Origin of the sequence: Amycolatopsis sp. NPDC101161, from assembly GCF_044768185.1 — a bacterium.
GTDB lineage: Bacteria > Actinomycetota > Actinomycetes > Mycobacteriales > Pseudonocardiaceae > Amycolatopsis.
The window spans coordinates 114,980-129,949 of sequence record NZ_JBIWPI010000003.1 but is presented as its reverse complement, the minus strand read 5'-3'; the positions used below and the strand labels follow the sequence as shown (position 1 = coordinate 129,949).

The 14,970-nt window shown below is 69.8% G+C and carries 19 protein-coding genes; 13 read left to right on the top strand and 6 right to left on the bottom strand.

Features of this window, described 5'->3' with window-relative positions:
* The first annotated feature begins 6 nt into the window (after window positions 1-6).
* The gene (locus ACIRSS_RS22435; protein WP_400897863.1) at window positions 7-219 is read left to right on the top strand and encodes a helix-turn-helix transcriptional regulator; all 213 of its coding nucleotides are present in this window, start codon (window positions 7-9) and stop codon (window positions 217-219) included.
* 311 nt (window positions 220-530) lie between these two features.
* Window positions 531-1,625 (top strand): tyrosine-type recombinase/integrase, encoded by a 1,095-nt coding sequence (locus ACIRSS_RS22430; protein ID WP_400897861.1) that lies wholly within the window; start codon window positions 531-533, stop codon window positions 1,623-1,625.
* Window positions 1,626-1,663: 38 nt separating this feature from the next.
* On the opposite strand, the gene ACIRSS_RS22425 is transcribed toward ACIRSS_RS22430, so the two are convergent.
* Window positions 1,664-3,025 carry an NAD-dependent succinate-semialdehyde dehydrogenase gene (locus ACIRSS_RS22425; protein WP_400897859.1) on the bottom strand — a complete coding sequence of 454 codons (1,362 nt, stop codon included), beginning with the start codon at window positions 3,023-3,025 and terminating at the stop codon, window positions 1,664-1,666.
* A 111-nt stretch (window positions 3,026-3,136) separates the two neighbouring features.
* Between ACIRSS_RS22425 and ACIRSS_RS22420 the strand changes: the two genes are divergently transcribed.
* Both ACIRSS_RS22420 and ACIRSS_RS22415 read left to right on the top strand, forming a co-directional pair.
* Entirely contained in the window at window positions 3,137-3,592 is a 456-nt protein-coding gene (locus tag ACIRSS_RS22420) for a hypothetical protein (protein ID WP_400897857.1), read from the top strand.
* On the top strand, window positions 3,589-4,047 hold the full coding sequence (locus ACIRSS_RS22415) for a hypothetical protein (RefSeq protein ID WP_400897855.1): 459 nt from the start codon (window positions 3,589-3,591) through the stop codon (window positions 4,045-4,047). The genes ACIRSS_RS22420 and ACIRSS_RS22415 overlap by 4 nt, the downstream gene beginning before the upstream one ends.
* Here the strand turns inward: ACIRSS_RS22415 and ACIRSS_RS22410 are convergent.
* Both ACIRSS_RS22410 and ACIRSS_RS22405 read right to left on the bottom strand, forming a co-directional pair.
* On the bottom strand, window positions 4,002-4,427 hold the full coding sequence (locus ACIRSS_RS22410; RefSeq protein WP_400897853.1) for a L,D-transpeptidase: 426 nt from the start codon (window positions 4,425-4,427) through the stop codon (window positions 4,002-4,004). The genes ACIRSS_RS22415 and ACIRSS_RS22410 overlap by 46 nt on opposite strands.
* 81 nt (window positions 4,428-4,508) lie before the next feature.
* On the bottom strand, window positions 4,509-5,429 hold the full coding sequence (locus ACIRSS_RS22405) for a hypothetical protein (protein WP_400897851.1): 921 nt from the start codon (window positions 5,427-5,429) through the stop codon (window positions 4,509-4,511).
* A 150-nt stretch (window positions 5,430-5,579) separates the two neighbouring features.
* Between ACIRSS_RS22405 and ACIRSS_RS22400 the strand changes: the two genes are divergently transcribed.
* Both ACIRSS_RS22400 and ACIRSS_RS22395 read left to right on the top strand, forming a co-directional pair.
* Complete coding sequence (locus ACIRSS_RS22400) at window positions 5,580-5,807, top strand: three-helix bundle dimerization domain-containing protein (RefSeq protein ID WP_400897849.1); 228 nt, start codon at window positions 5,580-5,582, stop codon at window positions 5,805-5,807.
* A 35-nt stretch (window positions 5,808-5,842) separates the two neighbouring features.
* Window positions 5,843-6,148: a hypothetical protein gene (locus ACIRSS_RS22395; protein WP_400897847.1), complete on the top strand. Its 306-nt coding sequence runs from the start codon at window positions 5,843-5,845 to the stop codon at window positions 6,146-6,148.
* Between the two features lies 1 nt (window position 6,149).
* Here the strand turns inward: ACIRSS_RS22395 and ACIRSS_RS22390 are convergent, their stop codons facing one another.
* Complete coding sequence (locus ACIRSS_RS22390; protein ID WP_400897846.1) at window positions 6,150-6,596, bottom strand: nuclear transport factor 2 family protein; 447 nt, start codon at window positions 6,594-6,596, stop codon at window positions 6,150-6,152.
* A gap of 87 nt (window positions 6,597-6,683) precedes the next feature.
* On the opposite strand from ACIRSS_RS22390, the gene ACIRSS_RS22385 reads away from it, so the two are divergent.
* Window positions 6,684-7,550, top strand: a complete 867-nt coding sequence (locus ACIRSS_RS22385) for a LysR family transcriptional regulator (RefSeq protein ID WP_400897845.1) — start codon at window positions 6,684-6,686, stop codon at window positions 7,548-7,550.
* Window positions 7,551-7,788: 238 nt separating this feature from the next.
* Here ACIRSS_RS22385 and ACIRSS_RS22380 read toward each other — a convergent pair whose 3' ends face one another.
* Complete coding sequence (locus tag ACIRSS_RS22380; protein WP_400897844.1) at window positions 7,789-8,172, bottom strand: STAS domain-containing protein; 384 nt, start codon at window positions 8,170-8,172, stop codon at window positions 7,789-7,791.
* Between the two features lie 130 nt (window positions 8,173-8,302).
* Window positions 8,303-8,974, bottom strand: a complete 672-nt coding sequence (locus ACIRSS_RS22375; protein WP_400897843.1) for a TetR/AcrR family transcriptional regulator — start codon at window positions 8,972-8,974, stop codon at window positions 8,303-8,305.
* Between the two features lie 116 nt (window positions 8,975-9,090).
* Between ACIRSS_RS22375 and ACIRSS_RS22370 the strand changes: the two genes are divergently transcribed.
* From ACIRSS_RS22370 to ACIRSS_RS22345, 6 genes are all read left to right on the top strand, one after another.
* Window positions 9,091-9,297 carry a tautomerase family protein gene (locus ACIRSS_RS22370; protein WP_400897842.1) on the top strand — a complete coding sequence of 69 codons (207 nt, stop codon included), beginning with the start codon at window positions 9,091-9,093 and terminating at the stop codon, window positions 9,295-9,297.
* Window positions 9,298-9,388: 91 nt separating this feature from the next.
* Window positions 9,389-9,904, top strand: a complete 516-nt coding sequence (gene msrA / locus ACIRSS_RS22365) for a peptide-methionine (S)-S-oxide reductase MsrA (protein WP_400897841.1) — start codon at window positions 9,389-9,391, stop codon at window positions 9,902-9,904.
* Between the two features lie 316 nt (window positions 9,905-10,220).
* A complete protein-coding gene (locus tag ACIRSS_RS22360) occupies window positions 10,221-12,506 on the top strand; it encodes a M4 family metallopeptidase (protein ID WP_400897840.1) in 2,286 nt (761 codons plus the stop codon).
* Window positions 12,507-12,588: 82 nt separating this feature from the next.
* Window positions 12,589-13,098, top strand: a complete 510-nt coding sequence (locus ACIRSS_RS22355) for an OsmC family protein (RefSeq protein ID WP_400897838.1) — start codon at window positions 12,589-12,591, stop codon at window positions 13,096-13,098.
* A gap of 78 nt (window positions 13,099-13,176) precedes the next feature.
* Window positions 13,177-14,148 carry an ATP-binding cassette domain-containing protein gene (locus ACIRSS_RS22350; protein WP_400897836.1) on the top strand — a complete coding sequence of 324 codons (972 nt, stop codon included), beginning with the start codon at window positions 13,177-13,179 and terminating at the stop codon, window positions 14,146-14,148.
* Window positions 14,145-14,948, top strand: a complete 804-nt coding sequence (locus ACIRSS_RS22345) for an ABC transporter permease (protein WP_400897834.1) — start codon at window positions 14,145-14,147, stop codon at window positions 14,946-14,948. Before ACIRSS_RS22350 ends, ACIRSS_RS22345 begins: the two co-directional genes overlap by 4 nt.
* The last annotated feature ends 22 nt before the right edge of the window (window positions 14,949-14,970 follow it).

Genomic DNA, 14,970 nt, shown 5'->3' with positions numbered 1-14,970 from the left:
GAAGCAATGGAAGCACGGGTGAAGGTCGTCAGCGTCGAGGGACTGTGGACTCCGGATGATCTGGGCACATTCCTCGGCATTCCCGTGAAAACGCTGCGGGACTGGCGTTTCAAGGGCTACGGCCCGCAGTGGGTGCGACTGGGAAAGCACGTTCGGTACGACCCGGAGACGGTGCGCCAGTGGATCGACAGTCTGAACGGTTCGACAGAAGCCGCATAGCGGTCAACAACCCACGACGAGGACCTACCCCATGCCTCAACCGAGAGGCATGGGGTAGGCGAGTTTTCCTGTCAACAAAGAGAAAAGTGAGTTCATGAAAGGCCACGTTCAGGACCGATGGTGGCGGCAGAAGAAGGACGAGACAGGTAAGCCAGTCGTCAACGCCAAGGGTCACCCGGTCCGCGAGAAAGACCGAACTGTTCGGCAAGGGCGACCGGTACAAGGTCCGGTACTACGAGCCCGAGGGCAACGAACGAAGCAAGTCCTTTCCGGACAAGCAACTCACGAAAGCAAAGACCTTCCTGACCAAGATGCAACACGACGTGCTCGCCGGTGAGTACATCTCGGCCGAGTCCGGCGAAGAGAAGTTCCGCGACTACACGGCCCAGTGGCGCAAGGGCCAGTCCGCCGACGCGGGGACCCGGCAGACCGTGAGCAACCACCTCAAGACCGGGATCTTCCCGTTCCTCGGCGACAAGCCACTCAAGGTGGCCGCGAAGACCGACACCATTCGCGATTGGCTCGACTGGTTGGAACGGCCGAAGAGCGAAGGCGGACGCGGCCTGATGGCGTCCACGCGTGCGGTGCTGTTCGACACCGTCTCGGCCATCCTCCAGGCGGCCTACGACGACAAGAAGATCCGGGCGAACCCGTGCCGGGCGAAGAGCGTCAAGCGGCCCAAGCCCGTCCAGCGGAAGGTCATCCCGTGGCCGGACAGTCGGGTCCGCGCGGTGCGGCTCGCGCTGCCCGCCGAGTACACCGTCACCGTGCCGCTCGGGGCCGGCCTCGGACTCCGGCAGATGGAGATCTTCGGGTTCAGCCCGGACGACGTCGACCGGGAAGAGATGATCGTCAACGTTCAGCGTCAGATCCGGTGGATCGGCACTCAGCCGGTGTTCTCCCCACCCAAGGGTGGCAAGACGCGGGTGGTGCCGCTCGGACAAGGCGTGCTCGATGACATCGACGACTACATGGCCACCTTCGAGCCGGTCACGCTGACGCTCCCCTGGCTCGAACCAGGTGGCCGGCCGGAGACCGTGCGCGTTCTGATCGCCCGGACGACCAAGCGCAGCGTCTACGCGGGGCAGCCGATCAGGAACGTGATCAAGGGTGCCAATTTCACGTACCACGTCTGGCGGCCAGCCTTCGCGGGTGCGGGACTCGACTACGTCGAACGCCGGGACGGGATGCACGCGATGCGCCACTTCTTCGCGTCCACGATGCTCGCCAACGGCGTGTCGATCAAGGAGGTCGCCGAGTACCTCGGCCACCACGATCCCGGCTACACGCTCCAGATCTACACGCATCTCGTCCCGTCGAGCCACAAGCGGGCTCGGGCGGCGACCAACCGGGTGTTCAAGCCCCGCCGGCCGCAGCAGACGGCCCAGGATTCCGAGACGGCCTGACGACGGCCTGGCGGAGCAAAACGCAATAAAACAGCAGGTCAGAGGCGGATGGGCTTCTTGTTCATGAACTCCTCAATCCCCAACGCCCCCAGTTCCCGCCCGATCCCCGACCGCTTGATCCCCCCAAAGGGCAAATCCGCCTCGGACCCACCCGACTTGTTGAGATAAACCATCCCGGCCTCGATCCGCCGAGCCACCCGAACAGCGCGCTCCCGATCAGTTCCGAACACGCTGGCCCCCAACCCGAACGGCGTGTCATTGGCCAAGGCAACAGCCTCATCCTCGGTCTCAGCCCGGAAGACCAGCACCACCGGCCCAAAGATTTCCTCGTGGTACGCCGCCATGTCGGGGGTCACGTCCGTGAGCACCGTGGCCTCCAGATAAGCGCCGCCGCCCGGTACTCGACGGCCGCCCGCGCGCAGCGTCGCCCCCTCCCGGATCGCCGTCTCCACCTGACCGGCCACCTCATCCGCCGCCGCCACTGAAGCCAACGGCGGCAAAGTCGTAGCCGGATCAGCCGGATCACCCGGCACGTAGTACTCCGCGACCCGCTTGGCCAACCGATCGACGAACTCGTCGTACAACTCGCCCACCACGATCATCCGCTTCGGCGCGTTGCACGACTGGCCGCAGTTGCGCATCCGGGCGGTAGCCGTCACCTTGACCGTCTCGTCGAGATCATCGGTGTCCAGCACGATCAGCGGATCGGACCCCCCAAGCTCCAGAACGCACTTCTTGAGGTTCCGCCCCGCTTCCGCAGCCACCGAGATCCCGGCCTGCTCACTCCCGGTGAGCGAGACCCCGACCAAACGCGGATCCGCGAGCATCCATGGAACCTGCCGGCTCGACGCGAACACGTTCACATACGCATCCGAAGGCACACCGGCATCGCGCAGCACGCTCTCGATCGCCGCCGCCGAACGCGGGCAGATCGACGCGTGCTTGAGCAGGATCGTGTTGCCCAGCACCAGGTTCGGCGCGACGAACCGGGCCACCTGGTAGCACGGGAAGTTCCATGGCATGACGCCCAGCAGCGCCCCGATCGGCTCCTTCGTCAGCACGGCCTCGCCGCCGCGGAGGGTGAGCGGCTCGTCGGCCAGCAGCTCGGGCCCGCGCTCGCCGTAGTACCGGAAGATGTCGACGACCACGCCGACCTCGCCGCGGCCTTCGTTGATCCGCTTCCCCATCTCGAGGGTCATGATCGCGGCCAGCTCGTCGGCGCGTTCGGCGAACAGCTCCGCCGCGCACAGCACGATCGCCGCCCGCTCGGCGACCGGCCGGGTGCGCCAGGCCGCGAACCCGGCGTGGACGCGGTCGATCGCGGCGCGGACCTCCTCGTCGGTCGCGTTCGGGATCTCCTCCACGAGTTCACCGGTGGCGGGGTTGGTGACTGAGTACATGGCGGTCTCCTCTGCCCACGGTAGCCTACTGCATACTGTATACACCATGGGATCAGTGATCGACACCCGCGCGGCGGTACCCGTCCGCGTGTGATCGACTATCGTTCCCCCATGACGCTGGAGATCGCCGGCGGACTCGAATTCGCCGCACTGGCAACGGAAAAGATGCGCTGGACCCGCGCTTACGCGGGTGGTGAGGTCACGTTCGGCTGCCCTGCGCGCTCCGCCGACCGGGCCCCGCGGGTCTGGAGCGCGCGCGGTCTCGGCCTGCCGGAGGACGACCTGCCGGGGTTCGCCGCGCAGCTGCGCCGCGTCATGAAGCACGAGACGTACTGGATCGCCCGCGCCGCGTGCGCGGACCGCCGGGCGGGCGACGCCGCGCGCTGGTCCCCCGGCCGCTTCGACGACGAAGACGGCTTCGTCTACTTCGCCGGTCCCTGCACGCACGGAGATCGATGGCCGGGCTACCGGCCCGCTACGGAGTTCACGATCGCGTTGCCGCACGTCCGCGGGTTGCGGATCCGCATGGCCGCGTACTTGGCGAGCGCGCACCCCGGAACGACGTGAAAGAGCCGCTCCGCCGGGCCGCCCGCGCCGGAGCCGTCGCCGCGATCGTCAGCGGCGTTCCCTCCACCGCCCACGCGCTACTCGAAGGCCACGACGTCCTGGCCGCGACCCGCGCGGCGGGCAGCCTGCTACCTGGCCGGCGCGACCGGCCCGGCATCGTCGCCGGACTGGTCGCGCACGTCCTGGTGTCCACCTTCTGGACCGGGGTCCTCGCCGCGATCGCCCGTCGCCACCGCCTCCGACCGCTCCGGGGTGCGGCGGCCGGGCTCGCGATCGCGGCGCTGGACCTCTGCGTAGCCGGCCGGACGTACCCGGCCGTGCGGGCGCTTCCCCACGCCCCGCAGGTCCTCGACCACCTCGTGTTCGGCGCCGTCGCCGGCGCGCTGCTCGACCGTCCACAAGGGACGGATCAGCGCACGACCTCGACGACGTCACCCGGCTGCAGCGAGTTGTAGAACGTCACCGCGTCGGCGTGCGAAAGGTGCACGCACCCGTGGGACTTCACCTTCAGGCTGCCCTGGTGGAACGCCACGCCGGTGTTCGTGAAGAACACCGAGTACGGCATCGGCCCGTTGTACTGCTTGCTGTAGTGGTCGATGTCCTTGTACTGGACGTGGAACTTGCCCAGCGGCGTTGGGTACTTAGGCAGTCCGACGGTGATCGGGACGCCGCCGTAGGTGACGTTCCCGGCGCCGTCCGTCAGCCACGCCGTATTCGAACTGCGCTGGACACAGGCCTTCGCTTCGGCACTGCACGGCGTCGACGCCGCTTCGGCCGTACCCGCGAACGCCACGGTCCCCGCCATCGCGGCGACCCCGCCCAGTAGTGCGATCATCCTCCGGTTCATCGCGTGCCTCCCGTTGTCGTTCGGCTACGCGATGTAGGGTGCCCAGTTTCCCGATCTTCGAACCCGCGATCACTCCCGCGGCTGCGACAACCCGAGGAACTCGTTCTGCTCGCGGTCGTAGCGCTGGGTCAGCCCGTTGCCGTAGCGGTCCCACCAGTTCGCGGTGTGCCCGCCCTGGCGGGTGGTCGTGTCGCCGTAGACCTGGCGGTCGTACTCGATGCGCGCGTCGTGGAACTCCTGCTGGAACTGCTCGGGCGTGAGGCCCTGCGCGTGCTGGATCGCGGTGTCGCTGAGGGTGCGCGAGCTGCGGACGATGTCGTCGCCCGCCATGTGGTTGAGGATCGCGCGGACGCCGCCGGCGCCGCGCATGTGCGCGCCCGACATGATCGCGGCCTGGGTGCCGGGGTCGGTGAAGTTCAGCGCGCCCGCGGTGCGCGCGTTCGCCGTCATCAGGTCCGAGACGACGGCGCGTTCCTCCGCGCTGCCGATGCCGTACTGCTCGCGCGCGGCGATGATCCGGTCGTAGCCGTTGTGCATGTTCTGCCGGAAGCCGTACGCCTCGGGCACGCCGCCCTGTTCGCCCGTCGCGCCTTCGGAGCGCATGATCGAGTCGACGACGCGCGGGTCGAGCTGCTGCGGCGCCGCCGCGGCCGCCGCTCCCCCGCCGCCCTGCGCGCCCTGCGCCTGGCCGCCGCCGTAGGCCTGGGCGACGTCGGAGTCGGCCGCGTTGTAGGCGTTCGCGGCCGTCTGGACGTTCTGGTTGACGTTCGTGATCAGGCTCAGGAACTTCTGCAGCGCGCTGCCCAGCGTCGAGTGCAACGCCGAGTTCGCGGCGGCCACCCCGCTGCCGATGCCGGCGAACGACAACGCGTCCAGCACCAGGCCCTCCAGGTCGCGGGTGGTCGACAGGAACGACGACCCCACTTCCTCGACCGCCTTGGCGACCGTCCCCATTTCCGTGGTTTCGGCGCGGTAGGCCCCGGCACTCATGGTCTGCTCCCTCCGGACACCGGCTGTGCGCGTAGAGCATTTCCCACCCGGGCCGAGCCGCCCCACGGCCGAATTACCCACTGGCCGAGTCTCACCTGTCGTTCATCTTCAGTTCATCTGTCGTTCTTCTCGTGCGGTACTCAACCTGCCATGACTACCCAGACGCTCGACACGATCGCGTCCGAACAGCTCGATCTGCAGCTGGACATCGTCGAAGACCGGCTGCGGCAGGACTACACGGGGGTGGAGGTCCACTCCCTCGTCGAACGGGAGCGGCACCGGTTCGACGACGCCCGGATCCACGCGTTCGTCCCGATCCTCGTCGAACGGGCCGTCCGCGAGTCGCTGGCCGAGCCGCCGGGCCGCCATCGGCGCTAAGGTCGGAAGGGCCGGCCGGCGGCGAGGAGGCGACGATGACCAAACCCGAAGACGATCCGAACGTCCTGGACGGTGAGATCGTCGACGAGACGCCCACCGCGGCCATCGCGGTCCCCTCGCCGCCACTGCCCGACCCGGACTACAGCACGGGCGGCGTCCCGAGCTTCGACTTCGTCCGGGACAAGATCGAGAACCGCTACAACACCTCGGTCGGCTCGGTGGAGGTGGCCGGGCTGGGCACCGACACCACCGCCGAGACGCTCGACAAGCAGATCGCCGACCGCGACCAGGCGGCCAAGGACCGGCTGGCCGAGATCCGCCGCTCGATGCGCGGGGAATAGCTCACCCGAAGATGGCGGCCGGATCGCCGGTGTACCAGGCGTTTTCGATCACCACCCGGCGCATGAGCCAGCGGTCGCCGGCGCGGACGAGGTCGACGTCGTAGCGGTTCTTCAGCAGCGCGTGCGTGCCGTGGTCGGCGCTGAGCAGGTGCTGGGCCTCGACCAGGGCCGTCAGCCGCGCGGTGTCGCCGTCGACGCTGACGCGCGGGTTGGTCACCTGGTGCGTCGTGTCGACGCGGCCCTCGAACAGCGCGAGGATCGTGTCGACGATCGCGTCGCGGCCCGTCATCAGCGGCGGCTCGGCGCCCCAGCGGGCGGCCGCCGGCCGGAAGTCCAGCTCGGCGTCGGCGGCGAACGACGACGCGAACAGCTCGCGGTCCTTGAGGTCCTGGCCGAGGCCGAAGCGGTACAGCGCGTCGACGATTTCGGTGCGGTCGGTGAAGTCCATGCCGCCAGCCTCGCGGCGCCCGCGAAGCCGATCAACGCGCTTCTGTGCCACGATCGTGAAGCGAGGGTTAACGATGCTGGGGGCTGGATGGCCGAGACGCGCGAGATCGAGTCGTTCCTGACGCTGGCCGGCGAGCTGCACTTCGGCCGCACGGCGGAGCGGCTGCGCGTGTCGACCGCGCAGGTCAGCCAGACGATCCGGAAGCTGGAACGGCGGGTCGGCGCGCCACTGTTCACCCGGACCAGCCGCCGCGTCGAGCTGACGCCGGTGGGGCGGCAGCTGCTCGCCGACCTCGGGCCGGCCTGGGCGGCGGTCTCGTCGGCGCTGGCCCGGGCGGTCGAGGCCGGACGCGGGGTCACCGGCACGCTGCGCGTCGCGTTCGGCGACGCCGCGGGCGGGCAGCTGCTGGCCGGGGTCGCCGAGCTGTTCCGGCGGCGAGCGCCCGGGTGCGAGGTCGAGTTCCGCGAGGTGCGCCCGGCCGAGGTCCTGCCGTGGCTGCGCGAAGGCGAGGTGGACGTCGTCCTCGCCGGGCTCCCGCTCGACGGTCCCGGCCTGGTCACCGGCCCGGTGCTGGTACGCGAGCGGCGGTTCCTGGCGATGGCGGCGACTCACCCGTTCGCGCGGCGCGACACGGTGCCTGTCGCCGAACTGGAACGGGTGACGGTGCTGCGCTGCGCGCTGCCGGACCCGTGGCTCGACGAGCACGCGCCCACCGCGGTGACCCGGCCGCGAGCGGGACTGCAGGAGCTGCTCACGCTGGCGGGCGCCGGCGAGGGAGTGCTCCCGGTCGGCGCGCACCTCCGGCGCTACTACCCACGGCCCGACGTGGCGTACGTGCCGTTGAGCGACGCGCCCCGGCTGGAGTGGGGTCTCGTCTGGCGCGAAGGGGCTGCGACGGCGCGGGTGCAGGCGTTCGCCGAGGCGGCGGCCGAGCTGGTACGCGAACCGGCCTGACCGGCGGCGCGGGTCAATCGCCGGCCGGCGGCGACCGAGCAGCCGGCACGAGCCCGGCGACCGGAGCACCGCAACCGGCGGCCGGGGTCGGCCCGGGCACCGCAACCGCGCACCGCAACCGGCGGCCGAGCTCAGTCCAGGCATCGCACCCGGCGGCCGGGGTCGGCCAGGCCACCGCAACCGGCGGCTGGGGTCAGCCCAGCCACCGCAACCGGCCGCCCGTTACAGACAGCCGGCGTCAGCCTGGGAGCCAGCGCATCGCCACCGGCTGGCTGGCCGCGATCGCCGACAGGCGGTTCGGGAACACCCGGACCCGGTCCCCCAACCCCGTCAGCCGCACCACCCGGTCGGCCACGCTCCCCGGCTTGACGATCAAGCAGCCCGTGATCCCACGGTCCCGGCAGGAGTCCATCGCGTCGAGCAGCCCTCGGGCGCCGCGCGCCGTCAGGAACTCGAGCGTCGACAGGTCCAGCACCAGCAAGTGCGGTGCGGGCAGTTCGCAGAGGGCCGCTTCGATCAGCGTCGTCCACCTCAGCACGGTGTCGATGTCCAGTTCACCGCGGATTTCGATGACCAGCACGCCGCTGGTCCGTTCCGAGACGGCTCCGTCGTGTTCACGCATCGCGCGCCTCCCCGGGGCCGGATCGGGGCGGCCCCGGCTCATCGTCCCACCGCCGCCCGGTACGGGCCGTGCAGAAAGCGAAGAAAGCCGGGGACGCAAGCGAACGGCCCAACCGGCGGGGCCGTCCGGCTCAGCGTCCACTGTGGACGCTCAACCGCCCCAGCCACTCCCGCAGCATCGTCAGCTCGGCCGCGGACAGCGGCGTCTCCCCGTTCAGCCGGGCGGCGAGCGTCGTCGCCGTCACCGCGACGTCGCCGGGCTCCGGCGGCGCCTCGGCCAGCACGCCGGAGAGTACGCTTTCCCTCACCCGCAACGAAAACTCCGGATCCGGGTTCAGCTCCGGCCGCGTGATCATCGACAGCGCGACGCCGGCGTTGGCCGCCATCACCATCTGCGCGGCCAGCGCGGGCGGCACCTTCAACCGCCCGGCCGCCGCGCAGCGCTCGAGGACGGCGAGGAGCAGCCCGTGCGCCTCGGCCGCCGCCCCCGGCGGGGTCGACAGACCCGCGTACAGCAGGCGGTAGTGGTTGGGGTGCTCCAGCGCGAAGGCGACGTGGTTGTCCCAGCCGTCGCGCAGGTCGCGCACCGGGTCGTCGGACGGCCTCGCGGCCCGCTTCCCGGCGAGGTACGCCTCGAAGGCGTGGTCGACGACGGCGGCGAGCAGGCCCTCCTTGTCGCCGAACTGCCGGTACAGCGCCGGCGCGCCGACCCCCGCGGCCTCGCAGACCGCCCGCGTGGAGAACTCGCCCGAGTGCGCCAGCAGCTCGGCCGCCGCCTCCAGGATCCGCGTCCGCACGTCCACGACAACGACGCTACCAGCGGATACCAGCGATATCAAGATGAGGGTAGCGACGGTCCGGCAGTCGTGTTAACGTCGCTCTCGTCAACCCGAGAACATCGATACCGGAGGACACGCTCATGCCGTTCGCCAACTTCAAGGTCCCCGCCGGCACCCTCACCGCCGAGCAGAAGGAGCTCGTCGTCACCCGCGTCACCGACCTCTACGCCGAGCTCTACGGCGACCGCGCCCGCGCGAACACGATGGTGCTGGTCGAAGAGGTCGCCGACGGCGGCTGGGGCATCGGCGGGGAGGTGCTCACCCTCGCGAAGCTGCAGGCGGGGTGACGTCAGGCTTCCGTAACACCCTCGTGGAATCATCGGCTGACCACCGAAGTTGTACAGGTGGCAGCACCACACGAGGAGAAGGAGTGACGCCGTGACCACGTCAACCGAAAGGGCCGTCCTGGCCGGCGGCTGCTTCTGGGGCATGCAGGAGCTGTTCCGCCGTCAGCCCGGGGTGATCTCGACCCGGGTCGGTTACAGCGGCGGCGACGTCCCGAACGCCACCTACCGCAACCACGGCACGCACGCCGAGGCCATCGAGGTGGTCTACGACCCCGCGCGGACGACGTTCCGCGACCTGCTCGAGTTCTTCTTCCAGGTGCACGACCCGACGACGAAGAACCGCCAGGGCAACGACATCGGCCTGAGCTACCGGTCGGCGATCTTCTTCGAAAACGACGAGCAGAAGCGCGTCGCCGAAGACACCATCGCCGACGTCGACGCGTCCGGGCTGTGGCCGGGCAAGGTCGTCACCGAAGTCAGCCCGGTGGGCGACTTCTGGGAGGCCGAGCCGGAGCACCAGGATTACCTGCAGCGCATTCCGAACGGGTACACGTGCCACTTCGTGCGCCCCGGCTGGAAGCTCCCGAAGCGCGAGACGACCGCCTGACACAGTCGTACCAAGAAGGCCCCTTCGCCGAACCCCGGCGAAGGGGCCTTCGCCGTTCGGACGCGGGAAAGATCACCCGAACGGCGGTGATCTCCGTCCAGTCCTGAGTGGACGGACGACACCGGAAATCCCAATGGCGGGAAATGTCCTTTTTGGGAGTTATTGCGTCCGGTGGATAAGACCGTACGTTAGTCGCTTGTTCACGAGGCTCCGGCACCGGATTCTGATTTCCGTTCCACAGCAGTACCTCTCGTCCCCTTGACCGGCCCGGCCTCGACCCCGGGCCTGGTTCACCCTGCCCGGAGGGAATTCCTCGATGGATCTGAGACGTCCTGTCGTCTTGGCAGCAACCGGCGTACTCGTCGGCGCGCTGTGCATCACCGGCACCGCACAGGCCCAACCCACCCCGAACGCCACCCCGAACGCGGCCCCGAGCGCCGTGGCCCAGGCCGCGACCGCGGCCGCCGGCCTGGTGGCGAGCAGGCCGGCCGCGCTGCACGCCAGCGCGGACGACGTCTTCCTGGCCCAGAAAGCGATTTCCGCCACCAACGGGCTGCAGTACATCCCGTACGAGCGCAGCTACAAGGGCCTGCCGGTGGTCGGCGGCGACTTCGTCGTCGCGACCAACTCGACGGGCCAGGTGCTCGGCACCTCCGTCGCACAGGACCAGACCATCAACCTGGCCACCACCTCCGGGAAGGTGACGAAGGCGGCGGCCGAGGCCACCGCCCGGCAGCAGCTGTCCGCGGTGGAGAGCGTCAGCCCCGCGCAGCAGGTCGTCTTCGCGCTGGGCAAGCCGACGCTGGCGTGGAAGAGCACCGTCGTCGGCCGCGACGCCGAAGGCCCGAGCCGGCTCGACGTCATCGTCGACGCCGCCACCGGGAAGGTGCTCCACACGCAGGAGCACGTCCTGCACGGCGACGGCACCTCGGCGTGGAACGGCCCGAACCCGGTGCACCTCGACACGACGCACTCGGGCTCGACCTACACGCTGAAGGACCCGACGATCACCAACACGTCCTGCCAGGACGCGGCGAACAACACCACCTTCAGCAAGACGACCGACAGCTGGGGCAACGGCACCGCGACGAACAAGGAAACCGGCTGCGTCGACGCCCTGTTCGCCGCCCAGACCGAGAACAAGATGCTCTCGCAGTGGCTGGGCCGCAACAGCTTCGACGGCAACGGCGGCGGCTGGCCGATCCGCGTCGGCCTGGCGGACGAGAACGCCTACTACGACGGCACCCAGGTCCAGATCGGCCACAACTCGCAGAACCAGTGGATCGGCTCGATCGACGTCGTCGCGCACGAGCACGGCCACGGCATCGACGACCACACCCCGGGCGGCATCTCGGGCAACGGCACGCAGGAGTTCGTCGCGGACGTCTTCGGCGCCTCGACCGAGTGGTTCGCGAACGAGCCCTCTCCCTACGACGTGCCGGACTTCCTCGTCGGCGAGCAGATCAACCTGGTCGGCTCCGGCCCGATCCGCAACATGTACAACCCGTCGGCGCTGGGCGACAAGAACTGCTACGACAGCTCGATCCCGAGCACCGAGGTGCACGCCGCGGCCGGGCCGGGCAACCACTGGTTCTACCTGCTGGCCGAAGGAACCAACCCGACCAACGGGCAGCCGACCAGCACCACCTGCAACAGCTCGTCGATCACCGGCATCGGCGTCCAGAACGCGGTGAAGATCTTCTACAACGCGATGCTGCTCAAGACCAGCGGCGCCTCGTACCTGAAGTACCGCACCTGGACGCTGACCGCGGCGAAGAACCTGTTCCCGGGCAGCTGCACCGAGTTCAACACCGTCAAGGCGGCGTGGGACGCGATCAGCGTGCCGGCGCAGTCGGGTGACCCGACGTGCTCGGCGACCGGCACCGTCACGGTTTCGAACCCGGGCAACCAGTCCACCGTGACCGGCGCTTCGGTCAACCTCCCGCTGTCGGCTTCCGGCGGCACCGCGCCGTACACCTGGTCGGCCACCGGCCTCCCGGCCGGCCTGTCCATCAACGCCTCCACCGGCACGATCTCGGGCACCGCGACCACCGCGGGCACCTCGAACGTCACGGTGACGGCGAAGGACGCGGCCGCCAAGACCGGCACGGCGTCGTTCACCTGGACCGTCGGCACCACCGGCGGCTGCTCCGGCCAGAAGATCGTCAACGGCGGCTTCGAATCGGGCAGCGGCAGCTGGACCGGCACCACCGGCGCGATCGGCCAGTGGGCGTCCTCGGGTGAGGCCGCGCACGGCGGCACGTACTCCGCTTGGCTCGACGGCTACGGCTCGACCCACACCGAGTCCGTCGCCCAGTCGGTGAGCATCCCGGCGGGCTGCCACGCCAGCCTGACGTTCTACCTGCACATCGACACCGCGGAAACGACCACCACCACCGCCTACGACAAGCTGACCGTCTCCAACGGCAGCGCGACGCTGGGCAGCTACTCCAACCTGAACAAGGCCTCCGGGTACGCGCTCAAGACGATCGACGTCTCGTCGGCCGCCGGCAGCACCCTGGCGCTGAACTTCAGCGGCACCGAAGACAGCTCGCTGCAGACCTCGTTCGTCATCGACGACGTGGCCGTCACCCTGAGCTGAAGCTGAAGCACTGAACCGCTGAAGCGGGGAGACCGGGCTTCCGGTCTCCCCGCTTCTCCGTTTTCCGGGGCAGAATCCCCCCATGGACACCGAAGAGCTGCGCGCGACCCAGGCGCCGCTGAAGGACAAGTACCGCGAGCAGCCGGAGAGCGCGCTCGTCACGCTGCACGCCGACGCCGAGCTCGACGCCCTCGGGATCTCCTGCAAGGTGGAGACCGGCCGCGCGGTCGTCGAAGCCGGGTTGCACCCCGCGACCGGTGGCGACGGCAGCCTGGCCTGTTCGGGCGACATGCTGCTGGAAGCGCTCGCCGCGTGCGCGGGCGTGACGCTGCGGGCGGTCGCGACGTCGCTGGGTCTCGAGGTGCGCGGCGGCCGCGTGCGCGCCGAAGGCGACCTGGACTTCCGCGGCACCCTCGCCGTCGCCAAGGACGCCCCGGTGGGCTTCCGCGCGATCCGGCTGTCGTTCGCGTTGGACACCGACGCCTCCGAAGACCAGCTCGCCACGCTGAAGAAGCTGACCGAGCGCTACTGCGTCGTCTTCCAGACGCTGCGGACGCCGCCGGAGTTCGCCGTCACGCTTTCGGCGAACTGACCGGCTCAGGGAGAAACCCGGAGGACAAACCGGACGCGCTGGCCTAGCTTGGCGGGGTCACCGAGAGGGGAAACCGCCATGCCGGAACCGGACAGCGCCGTCCAAGTGCGCGGGCTCGTCAAAACCTACGGGTCGACCCGCGCGCTCGACGGCGTCGACCTCGACATCCCGGCCGGGCGCGTGCTCGGCCTGCTCGGCCCGAACGGCGCCGGGAAGACCACGACGGTCCGCATCCTGACGACGCTGCTGCGGCCGGACTCGGGCTCGGCGCGCGTGGCCGGTTACGACGTCCTGACCCAGCCCGACGAGGTGCGGCAGCGGATCGGGCTGTCCGGGCAGTACGCGGCCGTCGACGAGAACCTCACCGGGTTCGAGAACCTCTACATGGTCGGGCGGCTGTACGGCCGGCGGAAGTCCGCGGCCCGCTCGCGCGCCCGCGAGCTGCTGGCGCGGTTCGCGCTCGAAGACGCCGCCGACCGGCCGGCGAAAGGCTACTCGGGCGGCATGCGGCGGCGCCTCGACCTGGCCGGCGCGCTGGTCGCCGAGCCGGCCGTCGTCGTCCTGGACGAGCCGACCACCGGCCTGGACCCGGGCGGGCGGCTCGACACCTGGGGGGTCATCAAGCAGCTGGTCGCGGACGGCACGACCGTGCTGCTGACCACGCAGTACCTCGAAGAGGCCGACCAGCTCGCCGACTCGATCGTCGTGATCGACCACGGCCGGGTGATCGCGCGCGGCACGGCCGACGAGCTCAAGGCCCAGATCGGCGGCGAGCGGCTGGAGCTGGTCGTCGCCTCGGCCGCGGACCTGCCGGCGACGCTGGCGGTGCTGCGCGAGGTGGGGACGGGCGAGCCCTCCGGCGACGACCACACGCGGCGCGCGGAGATCCTCGTCGACACCGGCCCGAAGGCGCTCATCGAGGCCCTGCGCCGGCTCGACGGCCAGGGCATCGCCGTCCAGGACGTCGCCCTGCACCGGCCGACCCTCGACGACGTCTTCCTGTCCCTGACCGGCCACGGCGCTTCGGCGGCCGAGGAGGTGGCCAAGTGAACGCGCTCGCGAAGGGCATTTCCGACGGCGGCATCATCACGTGGCGCAACCTGATGAACGTCCGCCGCAACCCGGACTGGCTGATGGCGGCGACGCTGCAGCCGATCATGTTCGTGCTGCTGTTCGCGTACGTCTTCGGCAACGCGATCGGCGGCGAAGCGGGCGGCGCGGCGTACCGCGAGTTCCTCATCGCGGGGATCTTCGCCCAGACGGTGGCGTTCAACTCGGCGTTCACGGTCATCGGCTTCGCCAACGACCTGCAGAAGGGCATCATCGACCGGTTCCGCTCGCTGCCGATGTCCCGCATCGCGGTGGTCCTCGGCCGGACGACGTCGGACCTGGTGGTCAGCGTGGTGGCGCTGGTCGTGATGTCGGCGTGCGGGCTGATCGTGGGCTGGCGCATCCGCGGCAGCTTCTGGGACGCGCTGCTGGGCTACCTGGTGATGCTGATGTTCGCGTGGGCGTTGTCCTGGGTGGGCGCGCTGATCGGCCTGGCGGCGCGCAGCGTCGAGGTGGCGCAGAGCCTCGGGTTGATCTGGATGTTCCCGCTGAGCTTCATCTCGTCGGCGTTCGTCCCGACCCAGACGCTGCCGCCGTTCTTGAAGGCGATCGCGGACTGGAACCCGTTCACGGCGGTGATCAACGCGACGCGGGATCTGTTCGGCAACCGCTTCGGCCCGGCGCCGACGGGGTGGCCGGCGGAGAACGCGGCGCTGTACGCGATCCTGTGCTGCGTGGCGATCATCGCGGTGTTCGCTCCCCTGGCGACGGCGAAGTACCGCCGGGTGGCGAGCAAGTAGGACCGTCCGAAGAGGACTGACT

What these genes read in the sequence shown, in the direction of transcription:
- ACIRSS_RS22435 (WP_400897863.1), top strand. Translation starts at nt 7, where the DNA reads ATGGAAGCACGGGTGAAGGTCGTCAGCGTCGAGGGACTGTGGACTCCG.
- ACIRSS_RS22430 (WP_400897861.1), top strand. Translation starts at nt 531, where the DNA reads ATGCAACACGACGTGCTCGCCGGTGAGTACATCTCGGCCGAGTCCGGC.
- ACIRSS_RS22425 (WP_400897859.1), bottom strand. Translation starts at nt 3,025, where the DNA reads ATGTACTCAGTCACCAACCCCGCCACCGGTGAACTCGTGGAGGAGATC.
- ACIRSS_RS22420 (WP_400897857.1), top strand. Translation starts at nt 3,137, where the DNA reads ATGACGCTGGAGATCGCCGGCGGACTCGAATTCGCCGCACTGGCAACG.
- ACIRSS_RS22410 (WP_400897853.1), bottom strand. Translation starts at nt 4,427, where the DNA reads ATGATCGCACTACTGGGCGGGGTCGCCGCGATGGCGGGGACCGTGGCG.
- ACIRSS_RS22405 (WP_400897851.1), bottom strand. Translation starts at nt 5,429, where the DNA reads ATGAGTGCCGGGGCCTACCGCGCCGAAACCACGGAAATGGGGACGGTC.
- ACIRSS_RS22400 (WP_400897849.1), top strand. Translation starts at nt 5,580, where the DNA reads ATGACTACCCAGACGCTCGACACGATCGCGTCCGAACAGCTCGATCTG.
- ACIRSS_RS22395 (WP_400897847.1), top strand. Translation starts at nt 5,843, where the DNA reads ATGACCAAACCCGAAGACGATCCGAACGTCCTGGACGGTGAGATCGTC.
- ACIRSS_RS22390 (WP_400897846.1), bottom strand. Translation starts at nt 6,596, where the DNA reads ATGGACTTCACCGACCGCACCGAAATCGTCGACGCGCTGTACCGCTTC.
- ACIRSS_RS22385 (WP_400897845.1), top strand. Translation starts at nt 6,684, where the DNA reads ATGGCCGAGACGCGCGAGATCGAGTCGTTCCTGACGCTGGCCGGCGAG.
- ACIRSS_RS22380 (WP_400897844.1), bottom strand. Translation starts at nt 8,172, where the DNA reads ATGCGTGAACACGACGGAGCCGTCTCGGAACGGACCAGCGGCGTGCTG.
- ACIRSS_RS22370 (WP_400897842.1), top strand. Translation starts at nt 9,091, where the DNA reads ATGCCGTTCGCCAACTTCAAGGTCCCCGCCGGCACCCTCACCGCCGAG.
- ACIRSS_RS22360 (WP_400897840.1), top strand. Translation starts at nt 10,221, where the DNA reads ATGGATCTGAGACGTCCTGTCGTCTTGGCAGCAACCGGCGTACTCGTC.
- ACIRSS_RS22355 (WP_400897838.1), top strand. Translation starts at nt 12,589, where the DNA reads ATGGACACCGAAGAGCTGCGCGCGACCCAGGCGCCGCTGAAGGACAAG.
- ACIRSS_RS22350 (WP_400897836.1), top strand. Translation starts at nt 13,177, where the DNA reads ATGCCGGAACCGGACAGCGCCGTCCAAGTGCGCGGGCTCGTCAAAACC.